Source organism: Paenibacillus pedocola (genome assembly GCF_031599675.1).
In the GTDB taxonomy this organism is placed as follows: Bacteria; Bacillota; Bacilli; order Paenibacillales; family Paenibacillaceae; genus Paenibacillus_AQ; species Paenibacillus_AQ pedocola.
Genome location: NZ_CP134223.1, coordinates 4,423,670 through 4,440,216, shown reverse-complemented (window position 1 = coordinate 4,440,216; position 16,547 = coordinate 4,423,670). Strand labels below are relative to the sequence as shown.

The 16,547-nt window shown below is 50.3% G+C and carries 15 protein-coding genes; 14 read left to right on the top strand and 1 reads right to left on the bottom strand.

Annotation, left to right across the window (positions count from 1 at the left end):
• Nucleotides 1–30 precede the first annotated feature (30 nt).
• The 10 genes from QU597_RS19810 to QU597_RS19765 all read left to right on the top strand — a co-directional run bounded on the left by QU597_RS19810 (nt 31) and on the right by QU597_RS19765 (nt 9,105).
• Nucleotides 31–966, top strand: coding sequence for a Gfo/Idh/MocA family protein (locus QU597_RS19810; RefSeq protein ID WP_310829487.1), 936 nt, complete (start codon nt 31–33; stop codon nt 964–966).
• Nucleotides 967–991: 25 nt separating this feature from the next.
• Nucleotides 992–1,315, top strand: coding sequence for a protein YxiS (gene yxiS, locus QU597_RS19805; protein WP_206101289.1), 324 nt, complete (start codon nt 992–994; stop codon nt 1,313–1,315).
• A 126-nt stretch (nt 1,316–1,441) separates the two neighbouring features.
• Nucleotides 1,442–1,759: a winged helix-turn-helix transcriptional regulator gene (locus QU597_RS19800; RefSeq protein WP_039875309.1), complete on the top strand. Its 318-nt coding sequence runs from the start codon at nt 1,442–1,444 to the stop codon at nt 1,757–1,759.
• A gap of 342 nt (nt 1,760–2,101) precedes the next feature.
• Nucleotides 2,102–2,824 carry a hypothetical protein gene (locus QU597_RS19795; protein WP_310829486.1) on the top strand — a complete coding sequence of 241 codons (723 nt, stop codon included), beginning with the start codon at nt 2,102–2,104 and terminating at the stop codon, nt 2,822–2,824.
• Between the two features lie 187 nt (nt 2,825–3,011).
• Nucleotides 3,012–3,737, top strand: coding sequence for an iron-sulfur cluster repair di-iron protein (gene ric, locus QU597_RS19790; protein ID WP_310829485.1), 726 nt, complete (start codon nt 3,012–3,014; stop codon nt 3,735–3,737).
• A 222-nt stretch (nt 3,738–3,959) separates the two neighbouring features.
• A complete protein-coding gene (locus QU597_RS19785; protein ID WP_310829484.1) occupies nt 3,960–4,658 on the top strand; it encodes a hypothetical protein in 699 nt (232 codons plus the stop codon).
• 250 nt (nt 4,659–4,908) lie between these two features.
• Nucleotides 4,909–7,335, top strand: coding sequence for a nitrite reductase large subunit NirB (nirB, locus tag QU597_RS19780; RefSeq protein WP_310829483.1), 2,427 nt, complete (start codon nt 4,909–4,911; stop codon nt 7,333–7,335).
• Nucleotides 7,336–7,360: 25 nt separating this feature from the next.
• The gene (nirD, locus tag QU597_RS19775; protein WP_206101285.1) at nt 7,361–7,681 is read left to right on the top strand and encodes a nitrite reductase small subunit NirD; all 321 of its coding nucleotides are present in this window, start codon (nt 7,361–7,363) and stop codon (nt 7,679–7,681) included.
• 50 nt (nt 7,682–7,731) lie between these two features.
• Nucleotides 7,732–8,523 (top strand): formate/nitrite transporter family protein, encoded by a 792-nt coding sequence (locus tag QU597_RS19770; RefSeq protein WP_236332106.1) that lies wholly within the window; start codon nt 7,732–7,734, stop codon nt 8,521–8,523.
• 90 nt (nt 8,524–8,613) lie between these two features.
• Nucleotides 8,614–9,105 carry an NUDIX hydrolase gene (locus tag QU597_RS19765; RefSeq protein ID WP_310829482.1) on the top strand — a complete coding sequence of 164 codons (492 nt, stop codon included), beginning with the start codon at nt 8,614–8,616 and terminating at the stop codon, nt 9,103–9,105.
• Nucleotides 9,106–9,224: 119 nt separating this feature from the next.
• Here QU597_RS19765 and QU597_RS19760 read toward each other — a convergent pair whose 3' ends face one another.
• Nucleotides 9,225–9,944, bottom strand: coding sequence for a Crp/Fnr family transcriptional regulator (locus QU597_RS19760; protein WP_370656199.1), 720 nt, complete (start codon nt 9,942–9,944; stop codon nt 9,225–9,227).
• Between the two features lie 355 nt (nt 9,945–10,299).
• Here QU597_RS19760 and QU597_RS19755 point away from each other — a divergent pair, with 355 nt between their 5' ends.
• The 4 genes from QU597_RS19755 (at nt 10,300) to QU597_RS19740 (ending at nt 16,460) form a co-directional block, all read left to right on the top strand.
• The gene (locus QU597_RS19755; RefSeq protein ID WP_310829481.1) at nt 10,300–12,606 is read left to right on the top strand and encodes a glycoside hydrolase family 65 protein; all 2,307 of its coding nucleotides are present in this window, start codon (nt 10,300–10,302) and stop codon (nt 12,604–12,606) included.
• The gene (locus tag QU597_RS19750; RefSeq protein ID WP_310829480.1) at nt 12,603–14,882 is read left to right on the top strand and encodes a glycosyl hydrolase family 65 domain-containing protein; all 2,280 of its coding nucleotides are present in this window, start codon (nt 12,603–12,605) and stop codon (nt 14,880–14,882) included. Before QU597_RS19755 ends, QU597_RS19750 begins: the two co-directional genes overlap by 4 nt.
• A 68-nt stretch (nt 14,883–14,950) precedes the next feature.
• Nucleotides 14,951–15,580 carry a beta-phosphoglucomutase gene (pgmB, locus tag QU597_RS19745; RefSeq protein WP_310829479.1) on the top strand — a complete coding sequence of 210 codons (630 nt, stop codon included), beginning with the start codon at nt 14,951–14,953 and terminating at the stop codon, nt 15,578–15,580.
• 82 nt (nt 15,581–15,662) lie between these two features.
• On the top strand, nt 15,663–16,460 hold the full coding sequence (locus tag QU597_RS19740; protein ID WP_310829478.1) for an alpha/beta hydrolase: 798 nt from the start codon (nt 15,663–15,665) through the stop codon (nt 16,458–16,460).
• Nucleotides 16,461–16,547 lie beyond the last annotated feature (87 nt).

Here is a 16,547-nt window from a genome sequence, read left to right as displayed (position 1 = left end):
TATAAGACAAGTTGTAAAGGAAGATATGCCATGAATACTCCTGTACGTAAAAGAGTGGCGATGATCGGAATCGGCGATATTGCCCGTAAAGTGTATTTGCCGCTGCTCTCCCGGCATGATCAGGCGGAGGTTGTAGGCGTACTCAGTCATTCACAATCCACTGTCCAGGGAGCCGTCCGCTCCTACCGTTTTCCCAAGGGTACAACAGATGTGAATGAGCTGCTGTCCTGGGAGCTTGATGCCGTGTTCGTGCACAGCCCCACGCCTACCCATTATGAGCTTGTTACAAAGTGCCTCGAGCATGGGTTGGCAGTTTATGTAGATAAGCCTCTTTCATATGACTTGGAACAATCCCGGCGGATGGCGGAAATGGCAGAGAATAGAGGGCAACTCCTCGCTGTCGGCTTTAACCGCCGCTTCGCACCGATGTATACGGCAGCCAAAGCCTGGCTTGAGAAGGCGGGCGGCATCAGCCATTGCCATGCGCTCAAACACCGCACCAAGCTGCAGTCCGGCAGCAGCCGCGAGACGATCCATGATGACCTGATTCATATGCTGGATCTGCTGCTCTGGCTGTGCGGCAATGATTATGAGCTGCTGAGAAGCAGCCTGAATTCCGACAGTGAAGGCCGGCTCCTGCAATCTTCCGGAATGCTTGGCTGGAATTCAGGCGCTACCGGAATGTACAGTATGGTCCGGGATGCCGGAGCGGATATTGAGAAGCTGGAGCTTCACGGCAGCGGGAGATCGGTGGAAGTGTCCGATATGGAACGGGCGATCCTGTATGAGAAGGGGGCGCTGCCGCGTACTCAAGGCTTCGGAAGCTGGGATACGGTTCTGGAGCGGAGGGGCTTCAGCGGTGTCGTGAACCATTTTCTAAGTACCATGAATACACCGGAGCAATGCGGCATTTCAGCTTCCGCCGTTTTAGCCAGCCACAAGCTGGCGGCAGAGCTTGCCGATTGACAGATTAACAGAGAGGAGTACGGGTATGGACGATTACCGCAAATCAATGGAGGAACAGATCATAGAGAGCTATAAGCGGGATGAGGAAATGATGATCCTTGTATTTGCCCAGTGGTGTGTGAACAACGGGCTTGATCCGCATGCACTCTATCTGCAGGCTTATCCGCAGCAGGAAGGCAATGCCGCACTTAGCCATGCACTTGCACTTACTGTGCCTGAGGATGAAGCAGGTTATATTTCTGATGATACGGTTCTTGGCGTGTTGTCTTTATACAGCAACGATGACCTCGCATACGTGGTCACAGAGGCAATTGCCCAGCGCAAGCCGCGGCAAGGCACAGGGGATTGACACCGAGGATATAATAAGGTGGGGCTGATGAACTTTTTTTTGGTAAACGATGTTCATTATGCTTTAAATGTGTTAAAATTATATATACTAACTAATCGTAAGTTTCACAACTGAGAGGTGAGAACAATGGAAGAACATCAGCTGACGATGTGCCCAAGATTCGAAACGGCCTTCTCTTTCTTAGGCAAACGTTGGAATGGACTTATTATCCAGACATTGATGAGCGGCCCGAAGCGTTTCAAGGATATTTCGGGACTGATTCCGTCGATGAGCGATAAGATGCTGTCTGAACGAATGAAGGATTTGGAGTGCGAAGGTATTCTGGTAAGACATGTATACCCTGAAACACCGGTGCGCATTGAGTATGAATTAACACCTAAAGGCCGTGCACTTGAGCCGGTTATGCAGCAGATTCAGTCCTGGGCCGAGAGCTGGGTCGAGTAGCCCGCCGTAAGTGTCCTATTGATAGCCCCTTTTATCCGCGTGACGGAGAAGGGGCTTTTTCAAATTTTAATAAATAAAACTTGCACAACTCACTGCAGGATGTAATATAATAGAAAAAACTGCTGCCACCCGCCTGTTCAGTAACTATCGATATTCTGCATATTTATTGTGGAAGCGCAACCAAAATTGGGATATGCTTTCGTGATATGCTTTCGGAGTAAGTTTTGTCGTAGTGAACTCGAAGATGTAACGCTAACAAAACTAAGTGTATGCTTTCGGAGCAAGTTTTGTCGTTGTGACTCGAAGATGTAACGCTAACAAAACTTTTAGGAGGCGAGGAAGATGAAAACCACCTTGTTTTCCCGGGAAATAACCTATGGGAAAGAGGATGTTGCCGAACTGGAAGCCGCTTCGATCAAAGTGCAGCTCATTTATGATAAAGCGCTGTTCATGCTGCACGGCCATCTTCCTGATTCCTTGTGGGACGCGTGGATAGGGGTGCCCTATGAAATTATCTCTTCTTTATATAAAGGAGACAATGATAGCGGCAGCGTTTTTCAAAAGTGGATTCAGAGTCCTTCGGGCTGGAAATGTATAGGCTGTGAGCGGCATTGCCTGGAGCCTTCAGCTGCTGCACAAGGAAAACCTGCAGGCAATCAGCGGTTGTTTACCTTTCACAACGGGATCCGGCAGAGTATGGTTCTGCAGGCGCTAATCTGGTCAATGTATGAGAACACCGTGCTTTTTCAGCCGTATCTGGGTGATGAAGCTTTTCTTAACGGCGATGATCTGGACACTATCTCTTCCTATTTTGTGCCGACCTATTTAAACAAGGTGCGTCTGACGGAGAACGGCAAACCTTCTAAAGAATATAAAGAGAGTAATATAAAAGTATATCAGGAATGGATATCCGCCCCCGATCTTGTCCTCCAGTGGAACGGCGGGTTAACCGAAGGCAGGTGGATGACCGGCGTGTATGTGGACCATTCCCGTTTTGCCGGCCTCGGACCCTATCTGAAGGATGCGCAGGGCAAACGGACCTATATGCAGGCTACGGTTCAGTGAAGTATTGCAGCTATTCTGGGAAAACACCTCTATAAGAGGTGTTTTTTTATGCGGTTTGTTTTCATTTTCTCCATGTTCAATAAAATTTTATGTATTTGTGCGTACAATCACAAACTGAGATTCCGGTGAGCGTTATGGTGTAGGAGTAAAGAAAAACCTAAACCAATAACGTGAGGGAGGGCCCCATATGACGGCCAATCAATTGAACCATACAACAGAAGCGCTTAGCTTTAGCGGCGAGGATCTGGTGAGAGATATCGTACTGCAATTTCCTAAGGCGGCTGATTATTTCAAAGGACAACGGATCGATTTCTGCTGCGGAGGAGTGAAGCCGCTGGCGGAGGCAGCTGCAGAGAAAGGGCTTGATGCGGATACGATGCTAAGCGATCTGCACAAGCTGGCCCAGGAGCATCCTGTGCTAGAGGAAGACACCAAGTGGAATGGAGCATCTTCAGAGGAACTGGTGGAACATATCGTGAACAAGCATCACCGTTACCTGCGTGAAGAGCTGCCTTTGATCAGCCAGAATGTAACCAAGGTATTCCGTGTCCACGGCGAGGATTCCCCGCATCTGGCCGAAGTTTACCGCTTATTCAACCTGCTGCGTGAAGATCTGCTGAAGCATACAGCACAGGAAGAAGAAATTGAGTTTCCAAAAATGCTGGCTTACAGCGCGAATCCGAGCGAGGAAGCTTTGGCTGAACTGCGCGGTCTGCTGTCCGGTCTGGAAGCGGAACATGATGGGGCAGGCGAGATTTTGCGTGAGCTCCGCGCGGTGACGAATGACTTTACCCCGCCCGAGCATGCCTGCACGACTTACCGGTTGACGTATGCCCGGCTCGAGGAGCTGGAAGGAATGACCTTCGAGCATGTGCATCTGGAGAATAATAACCTCTTCCTGCGTTACCAATAATCCAATGTATCGTAAAAAGAAGTCCCTGCGGGGACTTTTTTTGTTGCACTGCCGGAATTGCGATGGCTGAGATATTTTTTTTAAGCAGAAGGGCCATGTTCATATTGCCTTAATTAATAAATCATGTGAAAATAATGAAGCGAAAAGGACATTATACATAAAGACTACAAGCCTGAGGAAATGCTGGAAGCTGTGATCAGGCAAAAAAGGGCGGTGCCGGGAATGTCAGTGAAGTTGATGGGGCGCGTATGTCTGGGACTTCTATTTATCGTGATCATGGGAGGCTGTTCTGCGCTTAATAGCAATCTGGAGGGGAATATTGCAGACGCCGGGGCAACCCAGCCTGGTTTTTCTCTTAAGGTGGGAGACAATGATCTGACAGGGAGTTCAGGCAGACAGCTTAGTGATGCGTATAAGCAGGAGATAACGATCCAGGAATTGCTTAAGAACAGCGGTCTCGTCACTTTTGCTGAAGACGGATCTACGCTGCTTACTGTAAATAAAGTGTCACTGGCTAAAGATATGGTGTGGGAAATCAAATTGAACGACAAGCGGATTACAGATATGAATACCAGAGTTAAGCAGGAAGATAGTATAGTGATTACTGCGCAGGCGGCAGCACCCAATACCCCTTTTCAGCCTGTTATCCTTACAGTGAACGGGGGGAGTGAGCAGCCGGAGCTGACTCATTCATACGTTCAGCCGTTTACGGAAAATCTGTCTGTAAGGGGACTGCTGATGAGCAGCGGAATTGTTCATTTGGCGGAGAATAATAAGACTGTGCTGACTGTAAAGGAGTATAAACCGCTTACCAATGAGGAATGGAAGCTGAAATTGAACGATAAGACGCTGCTGGACAGCGGTATCGATATGAAGCTGAGGATACAGGACGAACTGGAGTTATCACTTGTACTGCGATAGTGATGCTGTGTTCTGACTAGTCTTTGTCTATAGCCATGTTTCTCTGTTGCCGCTACCGGCTGCAGAGGAACATGGCTGTTTTAGTTGGAAACATCCATCGAATCGTTATAAGCTAACACGGCATGTAAATTGTGAAAAGATTCACATTTAATGTGATTACAATCACAAATGCAGTTCAAATTTAAAATGTATAATTCTCTTACGAGATATATTTTCATAGGAATTCAGATGCTTCGGGGAGGTTTTAACAGTGAGAGTGGAGAGAGAAAAATTAGTATTAATAGGCAACGGGATGGCAGGCGTAGGCACAATTGAACAGATTCTCAAGCTGGGCGGCGCTTATGATATTACCATCTTCGGCAGCGAGCCTCATCCTAACTACAACCGGATTATGCTGTCATATGTTCTTGAAGGCAGCAAAAGCATTGAGGACATTATTTTGAATGACCGCCAGTGGTATGAGGACAACCATATTACCCTGCATACGGGGACTACTGTAGTCCGGATTGATGAAGAAAGCCGTCAGGTCATCGCTGATAACGGTTTAAGTGTTTCATACGATAAAGTGATTATTGCAACAGGCTCGAACTCTTTTATTCTTCCCGTTCCGGGCAGCACCAAAGAAGGCGTAGTCGGCTTCCGCGATATCGCAGATTGCGATGCCATGCTGGCGGCAGCACAACAGTACCGTACAGCAGCGGTAATCGGCGGCGGATTGCTCGGACTCGAAGCAGCCAAAGGTCTGGTTAATCTCGGCATGGATGTAACAGTAGTGCATCTGCTGGAAGACCTGATGGAGCGGCAACTGGATCATACCGCTTCGTCCATGCTGCAGGCTGAACTGAAACGTCAAGGCGTGAAGTTTGCCATGGGTAAGCAGACGGTGGAGCTGACAGGCGAAGAGCGGGTTAACGGTCTGCGATTCAGTGACGGTACGGAGCTCCAGGCGGATTTCGTGGTGATGGCTGTCGGCATTAAGCCGAACACTCAGCTTGCCAAAGACTCCGGTATTACAGTTAACCGCGGGATTGTCGTGAACGACTATCTCCAGACCTCTATGGAGAATGTCTATTCTGTCGGAGAGTGTACGGAACACCGCGGGACCTGCTACGGTCTGGTAGCACCGCTGTTTGAACAGGGTATGGTGCTGGCAAAGCATTTGTGCGGTGCCGCTACCCAGCCGTATGAAGGATCGGTTGTGGCTACGAAGCTGAAGATTTCCGGAGTAGATGTATTCTCCGCAGGTGAATTTACGGAAACAGCTGAGCATACGGTTATTTCAGCTAAAGATGAGTGGAAGAGAACCTACAAAAAGATTTTGCTCAAAGACAATATGATCGTCGGCGCCGTCTTGTTCGGTGATGTTACCGAATCGGCCAGCCTGCAGAAGCTGGTGAAGCAAGGCGCAGAGATGACCGATGAGATCTACAGTGAAGTCATGGGCACCGGTTGCTGCGGCGGGGGCGGAGCCAAACAAGGAATGTCTGTTGAGGCAATGGCCGATGAAGAAATCGTCTGCGGCTGTAATGGGGTCACCAAAAAAGCGATTGTCGATGCAGTGACCGAGAACGGATTTACCACTGTGGATGAAATCAAAGCCTGCACCGGAGCCACGCGTTCCTGCGGCGGCTGTAAGCCTGTCGTGGAACAAATTCTCCAGTTTGTCCTTGGTGACAGCTTCCAGGAGAGTGCCAAAGCCGGCATTTGCAGCTGTACAACACTCAGCCGTGATGAGATTGTAGCCGAGATTACGGCCAAAGGGCTCAAGACTACCAAAGAAGTCATGAATGTACTGGACTGGAAACAGCCTGAGGGCTGCTCCAAATGCCGTCCGGCTGTGAACTACTACCTGGGCATGATCTATCCGGACACGCATGAGGACGAGAAGGAATCGCGCTTCGTTAATGAGCGTATGAGTGCGAATATCCAGAAGGACGGCACATTTACCGTCGTTCCGCGGATGTATGGCGGTGTAACTACACCGGAGGATTTGAAGCGGATTGCCGATGTCTCCATTAAATATGATGTGAAGGTAGTGAAGGTAACCGGCGGACAGCGTCTGGACCTGATTGGTGTCAAAAAAGAGGATGTGCCTAAAGTCTGGGAAGAGCTGGATATGCCATCCGGTTATGCGTATGCCAAGTCGCTTCGGACCGTCAAAACCTGTGTTGGTAACCAGTTCTGCCGCTTCGGCACCCAGGACTCAATGGGTGTAGGAGCTATGCTTGAGCGCAAATATGAACGGCTTGATTTCCCGGCCAAATTCAAAATGGCTGTTAACGGCTGCCCGCGTAACTGTGCGGAATCCTGCACCAAGGATATCGGTATCGTCGGCAATGACGGCGGCTGGGAAGTGTTCATTGGCGGAAACGGCGGAATTAAGCCGCGTATCGCTGATGCCTTCTGCAAGGTGAAGACGGATGAAGAATTGGTTGAGGTCTGTTCAGCCGTTATGCAGTACTACCGTGAAACCGGGAACTATCTGGAAAGAACCTCCGAGTGGGTGGAACGAATGGGTCTGGAGAACATCCAGCGCGTGATTATGGATAATGCGGAGAACCGCAAGGAACTGGCTGCACGGATTGATTTTGCCTTGGCCCAGGTTTCAGATCCATGGAAAAAAATGCTGGATGATGATAATACCCGCAGTGCACTGTTCGAAAAAGCTAACCTCTAAAACGGAACCTAAAGGAGAGAAGACGATGGAAAGCACAAAACTTAAGTATACGCTAGGCACGCTTCAGCATTTCCTGCCGCAGATAGGCCGTGTAGTCACCTGCGGTCCGGTGGAGCTGGCTATATTCCGGACTTCTGATGACCAATTCTATGCCGTGGAAAACCGGAGTCCGCATCCAAAAGGCGGTCCGCTGGCTGAAGGAATTGTATCCGGCTATTATCTGTATGATCCGCTGTATGATTGGAAGATCGATCTTCGCACTGGAGAGGTTCAAGCTCCGGATAAAGGCATCGTTGCCACATTCCCCGTTACGGTGGATGGCGATAACGTAAATGTCATCCTGTAAGAAACAATGATCCAAAGCTAAACTATGTAGAGAAATGGCGGGGTGGAAAGATGTTTACGCAAAGTGTCGAGAACATCGTAGAGGCAGCAGTCAGCAAACGTGACAAAATGAATGAGAGTTTGCCGAGGTATTTTCTGGCTGCATTACTGGCCGGGGCTTATGTCGGAATCGGAATTATCCTTATCTTCTCCCTTGGTGCGCCTCTGGCTGCAATCAAATCACCGTTTCAGCCGCTGGTAATGGGAGCCTCCTTCGGGATCGCGCTGACACTGGTTATCTTTGCGGGCTCAGAGCTGTTTACCGGTAACAATATGTTCTTTACGGTAAGTACACTTGCCGGAAGAACTACGGTGTGGGATACGCTCAAGAACTGGGTTATCGTCTTTATAGGCAATGTCGGCGGGGCAATTATTCTTGCCCTGCTGATTCAGGGGACCGGATTGTTCAAGGCTGCACCTGCGGAGCATCTGATTTTCGCTGCAGCAGCCAAAAAGATGACACTTCCCTTCTCAGAGCTGTTCTTCCGGGGGATTCTTTGTAACTGGCTGGTCTGTCTAGCCATATGGATGTCTTCACGTGCTAAAAGTGAAGCTGCCAAGCTGGTGCTTATCTGGTGGTGTCTGTTCGCCTTCATCGCCAGTGGTTATGAGCATAGCGTGGCTAACATGACACTGCTTAGTGTGGCCGTTTTGCTGCCGAATCATCCAGAGACGGTAACGGTTGCAGGCTGGATTCACAACATGATTCCGGTCACACTGGGAAATATAATCGGCGGCGGTCTGTTCGTCGGTATGGCGTATTGGCTGATCTCTCCGGTTCGCTCAAAATTCAGCAAACATTAAGCATGTACTGATAAACTGTTCTGAGGCAATAGCCCTCAGGGCAGTTTTTTTGTTACACTGGAATTTAGGAATGTCCGAGGGAGGGCCACAATGAAGAGCTTTAACCATTTTGGGGTTTACGGGATTTGTGAGCAGGCCGGTAGGCTGCTGGTTATTCACAAAGGCAGAGGGGCGTATACCGGAAGATTCGATCTTCCCGGGGGGCGGCTGGAGGAGAACGAGGCGCTGACAGACGGACTGGTGCGTGAGTTCCTGGAGGAGACTGGACTGTCTGTCCGGGTGAAGAACAACCTGGGAGCCTTTGATTTTTTTGTGCGCTATCAAGAGGATTCTTTTACACATATGCATCACATTGCTGCACTGTATACGGTTGAGATCAATGAAGATCACCCGGTTTCCGATATCGCAACCTTTGCCATGCAGGATTCCCTCGGCTGTGTATGGGTGGATTTACCGGCAATAACCCTGGACTCGGCGTCGCCTATTGCAGTGCTTGCGGCAGAGTGGCTTACCAGCGGATGTCTACCTTCTCAGACAGGTTACCATGAGCATTGGGAGATGAAAGTGCTTGGGAAGCCATAGAACTTATACATAAGAAAAAAGACGCCAGATAAGCGCCTTGACCACTCTATTTTATTGTGCAGAATATTTGGGCCATATATGATTCAATGAGGAGAATAGAGGGTAATGTTACTAGGAAATTAGATACGGCAAATTTCGTTAGGACATAATTCGCAATGGCAGATTTCCTGCAGCATGCTAAGATCCTTAATGACAATCATGCCATTCTCATATTCAACTGCATCTTTTTTACGCAGATCGCTCAGCATCCGGTTGACACTCTCACGGGTAGCACCGATCATGTTGGACAGATCCGTATGCGTAATTTTCTTGTTGATCAGAATATTGTCACCATTCTTCTCGCCGTAGGTGTTGCCAAGACGAATCAGTGTGGAGCAGAGTGCGCCTGGTTTGCCGTACATCATCAAGTCACGGAATTTCGTCTGTGTGAGACGGTGATGGATACCCATCCATTTCATAAAGTCGATGGCGAAGTCGCAGTGCTGACAGATCAGAATCTCCAGATCCTTCTGCTCAATTACGCCAACCTCGCTTTCCTCAATTACTTCGGCAGTGAAGCTGTGCTTCGTGCTGAAGAACGGGTCAGCTTGGCCTACCATGTCACCAGCCTGATACATATAAAGAATCAGTTCTTTGCCTTCGTCGGTAGATTTGGTCAGTTTCACACGTCCACGTTTGATATAAAACAATTTATCCGAGTAGTCACCCTCCCAGAACAGATGTGATCCTTCAGGGACCATACGTTCTTTCATTGTGACCAGAAGTCTGTTAAAGTTCTGTTCGGAGAAACAGTTTGTATTTCCGTGGGCTTCGATAACATTGTAATGTTCCTTTATCATAATCGACATCCCCTTTATTCCCTCAGTTTTTCAGTAAATTTTAAATTAATTATACCTTGTAATTCCTCATAATGGTTAAAAATTTTCGATAAAAAGTGTCGAATTTTTAACATTGTGATAATTTTCACTTCGAACGTGTGAGATTTAATATGATTTTCACCGTAACAGGGGGAGAAAATCCATAGTTATCGTTTATTATAACAGTCAATTCCCAATTTACACAATTGTGGGGAGGCTGTTTTTTTTATCTCCGTAAAAATGCACATAACTCTGATACAGTCGGACATTGGCCTCTTATCTCCTGAAAGGTACGCTGGATATGAGCGTTGACACTCGGGAGAAGGAGAATTCAGATATGGCAAAAGTAGCAGATAAATATTTAAAGGTCGACCCTTGGGCAATTATTGAAGAGGACTTTGATCAGGAGCGGAACCGGACCTCGGAATCGATTTTTTCACTGGGCAATGAGTATATGGGTGTGCGAGGTTATGCTGAGGAAGGCTACAGCGGGGATACGCTCCCGGGCAGCTATTTCAACGGCCTGAATGAAGAGCAGGCGATCGGCAACCATTACAAAGGCATTATCCGTTCTCTGCGCTATATGGTGAATGCGGTGGACTGGCTGTATACCCGGATTACGCTTGACGGCGAACAGCTGGATTTGGCTTTCAGTAAGATATCGGATTACAGCCGCAGGCTGGATTTCCGTACCGGCACCTATTGCCGCGAATTTATATGGCATTTGGAGAACGGCAAACAACTGAAACTAACCTTTACCCGGCTGGTCAGTATGACCATGTCCCATCTCGGACTGCAGAGAGTTGCCTTTGAGCCGCTAAATTTCTCGGGCAATGTCCAGGTGTGTACGGGTCTTGATTTTGGGATGATCCATGAGGAACGGGGCCAGAGTATGTGGAGAGGTCTGCGCAGCGGAGGGGCGGACGGGATTACCGCAATTATGGCGGAGACACTGACTACGGGTAATAAGCTGTTTTCCGGGTTTGTCCTGCAGTCTCCGGTCCAATTCAGTCCATCTCGTGTAGAGCGGGATAAATTTATCGGAGAGTCGTTCACCCTGCCTTTAATAGAAGGAAAAAAGGTCCATTATACGAAGCTTGCCGTCAATTGTGCGGATAGCAGCGGTTCCAAGTCAGCAGACGTACTATGGAAAGAAGGGATGGAGCTTGCTGCAACAACTGCAGGGCTAAATGAGGCTGAAATATTCAACGCTCAAACCGAATACTGGACAAGGATTTGGGAGACCAGCGATATCGTTATTGAAGGTGACCCGGAGAATCAGCAGGGCATCCGTTTTTGTATTTTTCAGCTGTACCAGACGTACCATGGCGACCATCCCGGCTATAATATCGGCGCAAAAGGCTTGACGGGTGAAGCCTACCGCGGGCTTGCTTTCTGGGATACGGAGTCGTACTGTCTGCCGTTCTATATGTTCAACAATCCGAAGGCGGCCAAGAGCCTGCTGGAATTCCGCTATAAAACACTGCCCGAGGCGATTCAGCGGGCCAGGGATGTGGATTGCGAGGGGGCCTGCTTTCCGATTGCGACAATTGACGGAACCGAAAGCTGCGACCTGTGGCAGCACTCTAACCTGCAGCTTCATGTCGGGACGGCTGTGTCCTACGGTATCTGGCATTATGTAAAAAATACGGGAGACAGGGAATTCCTCTACAGTAAAGGTGCTGAAATGCTGATTCAGATCAGCCGGTTTTATGCTACACGCGGTCAATGGGGGGCACGCAGCGGCCAGTTCGGTTATTTTGGCGTAATGGGTCCTGATGAATTCCAATTAATGGTGAACAATAACTGCTACATCAACCTGATGGCTAAAAAATTGTTCGAATATACCCTGGAAACGGTGGCTCATATGCAGGCGGCAGTGCCAGAGGCCTACGCCCAACTGGCTGCTAAGACAGCGCTCCGTGAAGACGAATTGGCAGACTGGAGCAGCAAGGCGGAGCATATGCGGATTCCGTTAGATCAAGATAGCGGTGTTTATGAAGAGCATGACGGATTTTTTGATATGCCGCATATTGATATTCATTCGATTCCGGTGACGGAATTTCCGCTGTATTCGAATTGGTCTTATGACCGCCTGTACCGCTATGACATGATTAAGCAGCCTGATGTACTGATGTTCATGTTCCTTTATAGCGGACAATTCTCCAAGGAAGCCAAGCGTGCCAATTACGAATATTATGAGCCGCGCTGTATTCATGAATCATCGCTTTCACCATCCATCCATTCGATTCTGGCCAGTGAAATCGGCAAACCGGAGGAAGCCTATCATTTCTTCGAATTTGCAACCCGGCTTGATCTCGACAATTATAACCGCAACACCCGCGAGGGCCTGCATACAACCTCCATTGCGGCTGCCTGGATGAACATCGTCTACGGCTTCGGCGGCATGCGCTCGGACGGGGAACGGCTAAGCTTCCAGCCTTCGCTGCCGGAACGCTGGACCTCCTACAGCTTCCAGGTCCTGTACGAGGGAGTTCTGCTGAAGCTGGAGGTTACTAAGGATTCAGTGCGGATACAGGCCGCCTCCGGCGGATGCACAGAGATCATTATGGATGGGCAGCAGATCACGGTTGGGGCAGACCGCATCGTACTCCCGCTGGGGAAAGGGATGATGGCCGGATGAGCTGGACCGTACAGGATCAGGTTTTTGACCGGGAGCGGATCACGACGAACGGGAATAAATTTATGACCGGCAACGGTTATATGGGATACCGTGGTACGCTGGAGGAATTCGGCAAGGAACAGCTTGCCGCGGTCACCTTGGCCGGTGTATATGATCAGGCCGGCGGGAAGTGGCGCGAGCCGGTGAACGCCCCGAACGGGCTGTTCACCAGACTCAGCTGCAACGGACAGCAGCTCGGAGTGCTGGATACTGAGCCCGAGACACATACACAGGAGCTTGATATACGCGGCGCAGTCCACAAACGGGAGACGGTATACGGCCTCGCCGGAGGCGGACAGCTGGTATTCACTGCTGAACGGTTCATCAGCATGGATCAGCTGCATCTACTGGCCGGCAAGCTAAGCATACGCAGTACGGCGGATTGCCGGATTGAGATTGAGAGCGGAATCGATGGGGATGTATGGGATATAAACGGCCCGCATCTGTATGCGCGGCAGGAGCAGTTCGTGGAAGGCGTGCTCCGCTCAAGTGCGGTTACTGGTGAGCTGGGGGTGTCGGTGTCAGTAGCTGAAAGGACAGTATTCAGCTTCGATGCACAAGAAACAGCCGGTGACAGTGCAATCCGGGTAATCTCATTCGATGCCAGAGCAGGAGAGACATATGAATGGTTTAAATTTGCCGCGGTCTACACGGGGCTTGATGCCGGCGGCGATCCGGCTATACTTGCCGAGCGGAATGTCCGTGCGGCGGAAGAAGCGGGTTATGATCGTCTGCTTGAGGCTCACCGTGATGCATGGGAGGAGAGATGGCTGCAGAGTGATTGTATGATTGAAGGGGATGATGCCGCCCAGTTTGCGCTGCGGTACAGCATCTATCAGCTGCTGATTATTGCGCCAACCCGGTCGGAGAAAGTTTCGATACCGGCCCGGGGGCTGTCGGGGCAAGTGTACAAAGGCGCTGTGTTCTGGGACACGGAAATGTTCATGCTGCCTTTTTTCCTCCATAGTGATCCCAGGACAGCCCGTAATCTGCTGATGTACCGCATCCATACGCTGGAAGGGGCGCGACAGAAGGCGGCAGAATACGGATTCTTAGGCGCGTTCTACGCCTGGGAAAGCCAGGATTCCGGTGATGATGCCTGTACCCTTTTCAATGTTAATGATGTGTTTACCGGCCGCAGGGTGCGCACCTATTTCCGCGACAAGCAGGTGCATATCAGTGCAGACGTGGTGCACGGGATCTGGCAGTATGTGATGTTCACCGGAGATGACACCTTACTGACAGATGGTGGTGCTGAGGTGATCTGGGAATGTGCGCGCTTCTTCTATTCTTATGCCTACTATAATCCGGTCAAACAGCGGTATGAGATTCTCGATGTTACCGGGCCGGATGAATATCATGAGCGGGTGAACAACAATGCGTTCACGAATGCCCTGGTGAAAGAAACGCTGGAGGTAGCGCTAAAGAGTGCAGATCTGCTGCAGGCCAAATTCCCGAAGGAGTTCCGGAAGCTGACCGGGCAATTCGCGGACGGCCCGTTTTTGAAAGAATTCCAAACGATGCTGGACAGCTTCTATGTGCCGCAGCCCGATCCGGAAACACTGCTAATCGAGCAATTCGACCGCTATTTCCAGCTGGAAGAGGTGGGGCTCGCAGAACTGAAATCAAGAGTCATCCACAAAAACGAATATTGGGGCGGGGGCAATGGCCTGGCGACGACAACTACTATTTTGAAACAAGCCGATGTTGTGCTGATGCTTAATCTGTTCAAAAGCTCCTACTCCAAGGAAGTGAAGCAGGCGAACTGGGAGTTCTATGAGCCTCGGACAGAGCACGGCTCCAGCCTCAGCCCGTGTATCTATGCGCTGGTGGCCGCCGATATCGGTTCGCCGGATTGGGGGTATCCTTATTTTATGCGGACCGCAACCGTGGATCTTACCGGAGAGTCCAAGCAGTATGTCGGAGACCTCTATATTGGCGGAACGCATCCGGCTGCTAATGGGGGAGCCTGGATGGCGGCAGTGCTCGGCTTTGCGGGCGTGCAGTTTGACGGTGAGGCGCTCTACATCAAACCAGCATTGCCGGAGCATTGGAATGCCGTGGAATTGCCGCTGCTCCTGCATGGGGACGGTTTCAGGCTGCGGATTAGCCGTAATGAGATTACAGTGACTGCAGCTACGGGTAATCGTAATGCCCTGGCGCTGATTACGTTTGGCGGTGAACGGCAGCTGTGCCGGCCGGGAGTGCGGCTGCGCTGCAGCTGGCAGGGGCAATAACCGCAGATGAACAGCAAGGCGCTTTATAGTCTTTGCAGAATGTTCAAGATTAGGGAGGACAGGAAAACATGCTGGAGCAAATGAAAGGCGCAATTTTTGATCTGGACGGTGTAATTGTGGACACGGCTAAATATCATTTTCTGGCTTGGCGTTCACTGGCCGGAGAGCTTGGCTTCGAATTTACAGAAGAACATAATGAACGGCTGAAGGGAGTCAGCCGGATGGCGTCGCTCGATATTCTGCTGGAGATTGGCAGCATGGAATTTACGGAGGCCGAGAAGCTTGAGATGGCGGAGAAGAAGAACCGTCTCTATGTAGAATACATCTCGCAATTGGATGAGTCTGAGCTGCTGCCCGGCGTAAGAGAGTATCTGATCAGGCTGAGGAAAAAGGGTGTGGGAATCGCTCTTGGTTCAGCCAGCAAAAATGCGCTGTTTATTCTGGGTAAGCTGAATATTGCCGGGATGTTCGACGCTGTTGTTGACGGCAACAAAGTATCCAGAGCGAAGCCGGATCCAGAGGTGTTTCAGACGGCCTGCCATGAGCTTGGGCTGCAGCCCCGGGATTGTGTGGTGTTCGAAGATGCGGAAGCGGGAGTGGCAGCAGGAAAAGCGGCAGGCATGCAGGTGGTCGGCATCGGCAGAACGGACGTGCTGCGTGAGGCGGATCTTGTCATTACCGGATTGCATGAATTGTAAGGGCTTGATAGACTAATGGTCGAGGGTAAAGCAACTCCTTAGACTAATTATTCTATTATAGAAGAAAGCTTGAGGGATGCAGATGGAAACATTATTGTTATGGCCGGAGGGGGCTCCGGGAGCACTGGGAAGCAGCGAGGAAGATTGTCCGGCGATTACGCCGTATCTGGTGGAAGGCAAGGGGAATGCCGCAGTATTGATCTGTCCGGGAGGCGGCTATTGGCTGCGTGCAGATCATGAAGGAGGTCCAGTAGCCGAGTGGTTGAATACGCTCGGGATTTCAGCCTTTGTGCTGCGTTACCGCGTAGCACCATATCAATATCCAAGTGCACTGCAGGATGCTCAGAGAGCGCTGCGCACTATCCGCCTGCGGGCAGATGAATATGGAATTGATCCGGGCAGGCTTGGAATCCTGGGATTCTCAGCCGGGGGACATCTGGCTTCGACTGCTTCCAGCTTATTTGACCGGGGGAATCCGGAAGCGGGCGAGGAACTGGACCGCCAGTCCTGCCGGCCGGATTTCTCGATCCTTTGTTACCCGGTCATTTCCATGATGGAAGGCGTGACGCATGAAGGTTCAAAGGCCAATCTGCTCGGAGAGCATCCCGCTGAGGAGCTGGTCCGTCAGCTCAGCGGCGAGCTGCAAGTTACAGCTGATACACCGCCTGCATTCCTCTGGCATACCGCGGATGATGAGAGTGTGCCGGTGGAGAACAGCCTGCTGCTCGCCGCTGCGCTGCGCCGCCAGGGGGTTCCGTTTGATCTTCATGTCTATACCCACGGGACACATGGTTTGGGGCTCGCCACCGGGGAGCCGCATACCAGCGGCTGGACGGGAGCCTGCGCTTCCTGGCTGCAGATGAACGACTACGTCAAATAATTCAACTTTTTTTGATATGAACGCCAAGGCAGAGCCTTTCATGTGTTCTTAGAACATGATGGAGGGCTCTTTTTGCTACGGCTTGCC

Coding starts and splice junctions, on each gene's coding strand:
- QU597_RS19810 (WP_310829487.1), top strand. CDS start 31: ATGAATACTCCTGTACGTAAAAGAGTGGCGATGATCGGAATCGGCGAT.
- yxiS (WP_206101289.1), top strand. CDS start 992: ATGGACGATTACCGCAAATCAATGGAGGAACAGATCATAGAGAGCTAT.
- QU597_RS19800 (WP_039875309.1), top strand. CDS start 1,442: ATGGAAGAACATCAGCTGACGATGTGCCCAAGATTCGAAACGGCCTTC.
- QU597_RS19795 (WP_310829486.1), top strand. CDS start 2,102: ATGAAAACCACCTTGTTTTCCCGGGAAATAACCTATGGGAAAGAGGAT.
- ric (WP_310829485.1), top strand. CDS start 3,012: ATGACGGCCAATCAATTGAACCATACAACAGAAGCGCTTAGCTTTAGC.
- QU597_RS19785 (WP_310829484.1), top strand. CDS start 3,960: ATGTCAGTGAAGTTGATGGGGCGCGTATGTCTGGGACTTCTATTTATC.
- nirD (WP_206101285.1), top strand. CDS start 7,361: ATGGAAAGCACAAAACTTAAGTATACGCTAGGCACGCTTCAGCATTTC.
- QU597_RS19770 (WP_236332106.1), top strand. CDS start 7,732: ATGTTTACGCAAAGTGTCGAGAACATCGTAGAGGCAGCAGTCAGCAAA.
- QU597_RS19765 (WP_310829482.1), top strand. CDS start 8,614: ATGAAGAGCTTTAACCATTTTGGGGTTTACGGGATTTGTGAGCAGGCC.
- QU597_RS19760 (WP_370656199.1), bottom strand. CDS start 9,944: ATGATAAAGGAACATTACAATGTTATCGAAGCCCACGGAAATACAAAC.
- QU597_RS19755 (WP_310829481.1), top strand. CDS start 10,300: ATGGCAAAAGTAGCAGATAAATATTTAAAGGTCGACCCTTGGGCAATT.
- QU597_RS19750 (WP_310829480.1), top strand. CDS start 12,603: ATGAGCTGGACCGTACAGGATCAGGTTTTTGACCGGGAGCGGATCACG.
- pgmB (WP_310829479.1), top strand. CDS start 14,951: ATGCTGGAGCAAATGAAAGGCGCAATTTTTGATCTGGACGGTGTAATT.
- QU597_RS19740 (WP_310829478.1), top strand. CDS start 15,663: ATGGAAACATTATTGTTATGGCCGGAGGGGGCTCCGGGAGCACTGGGA.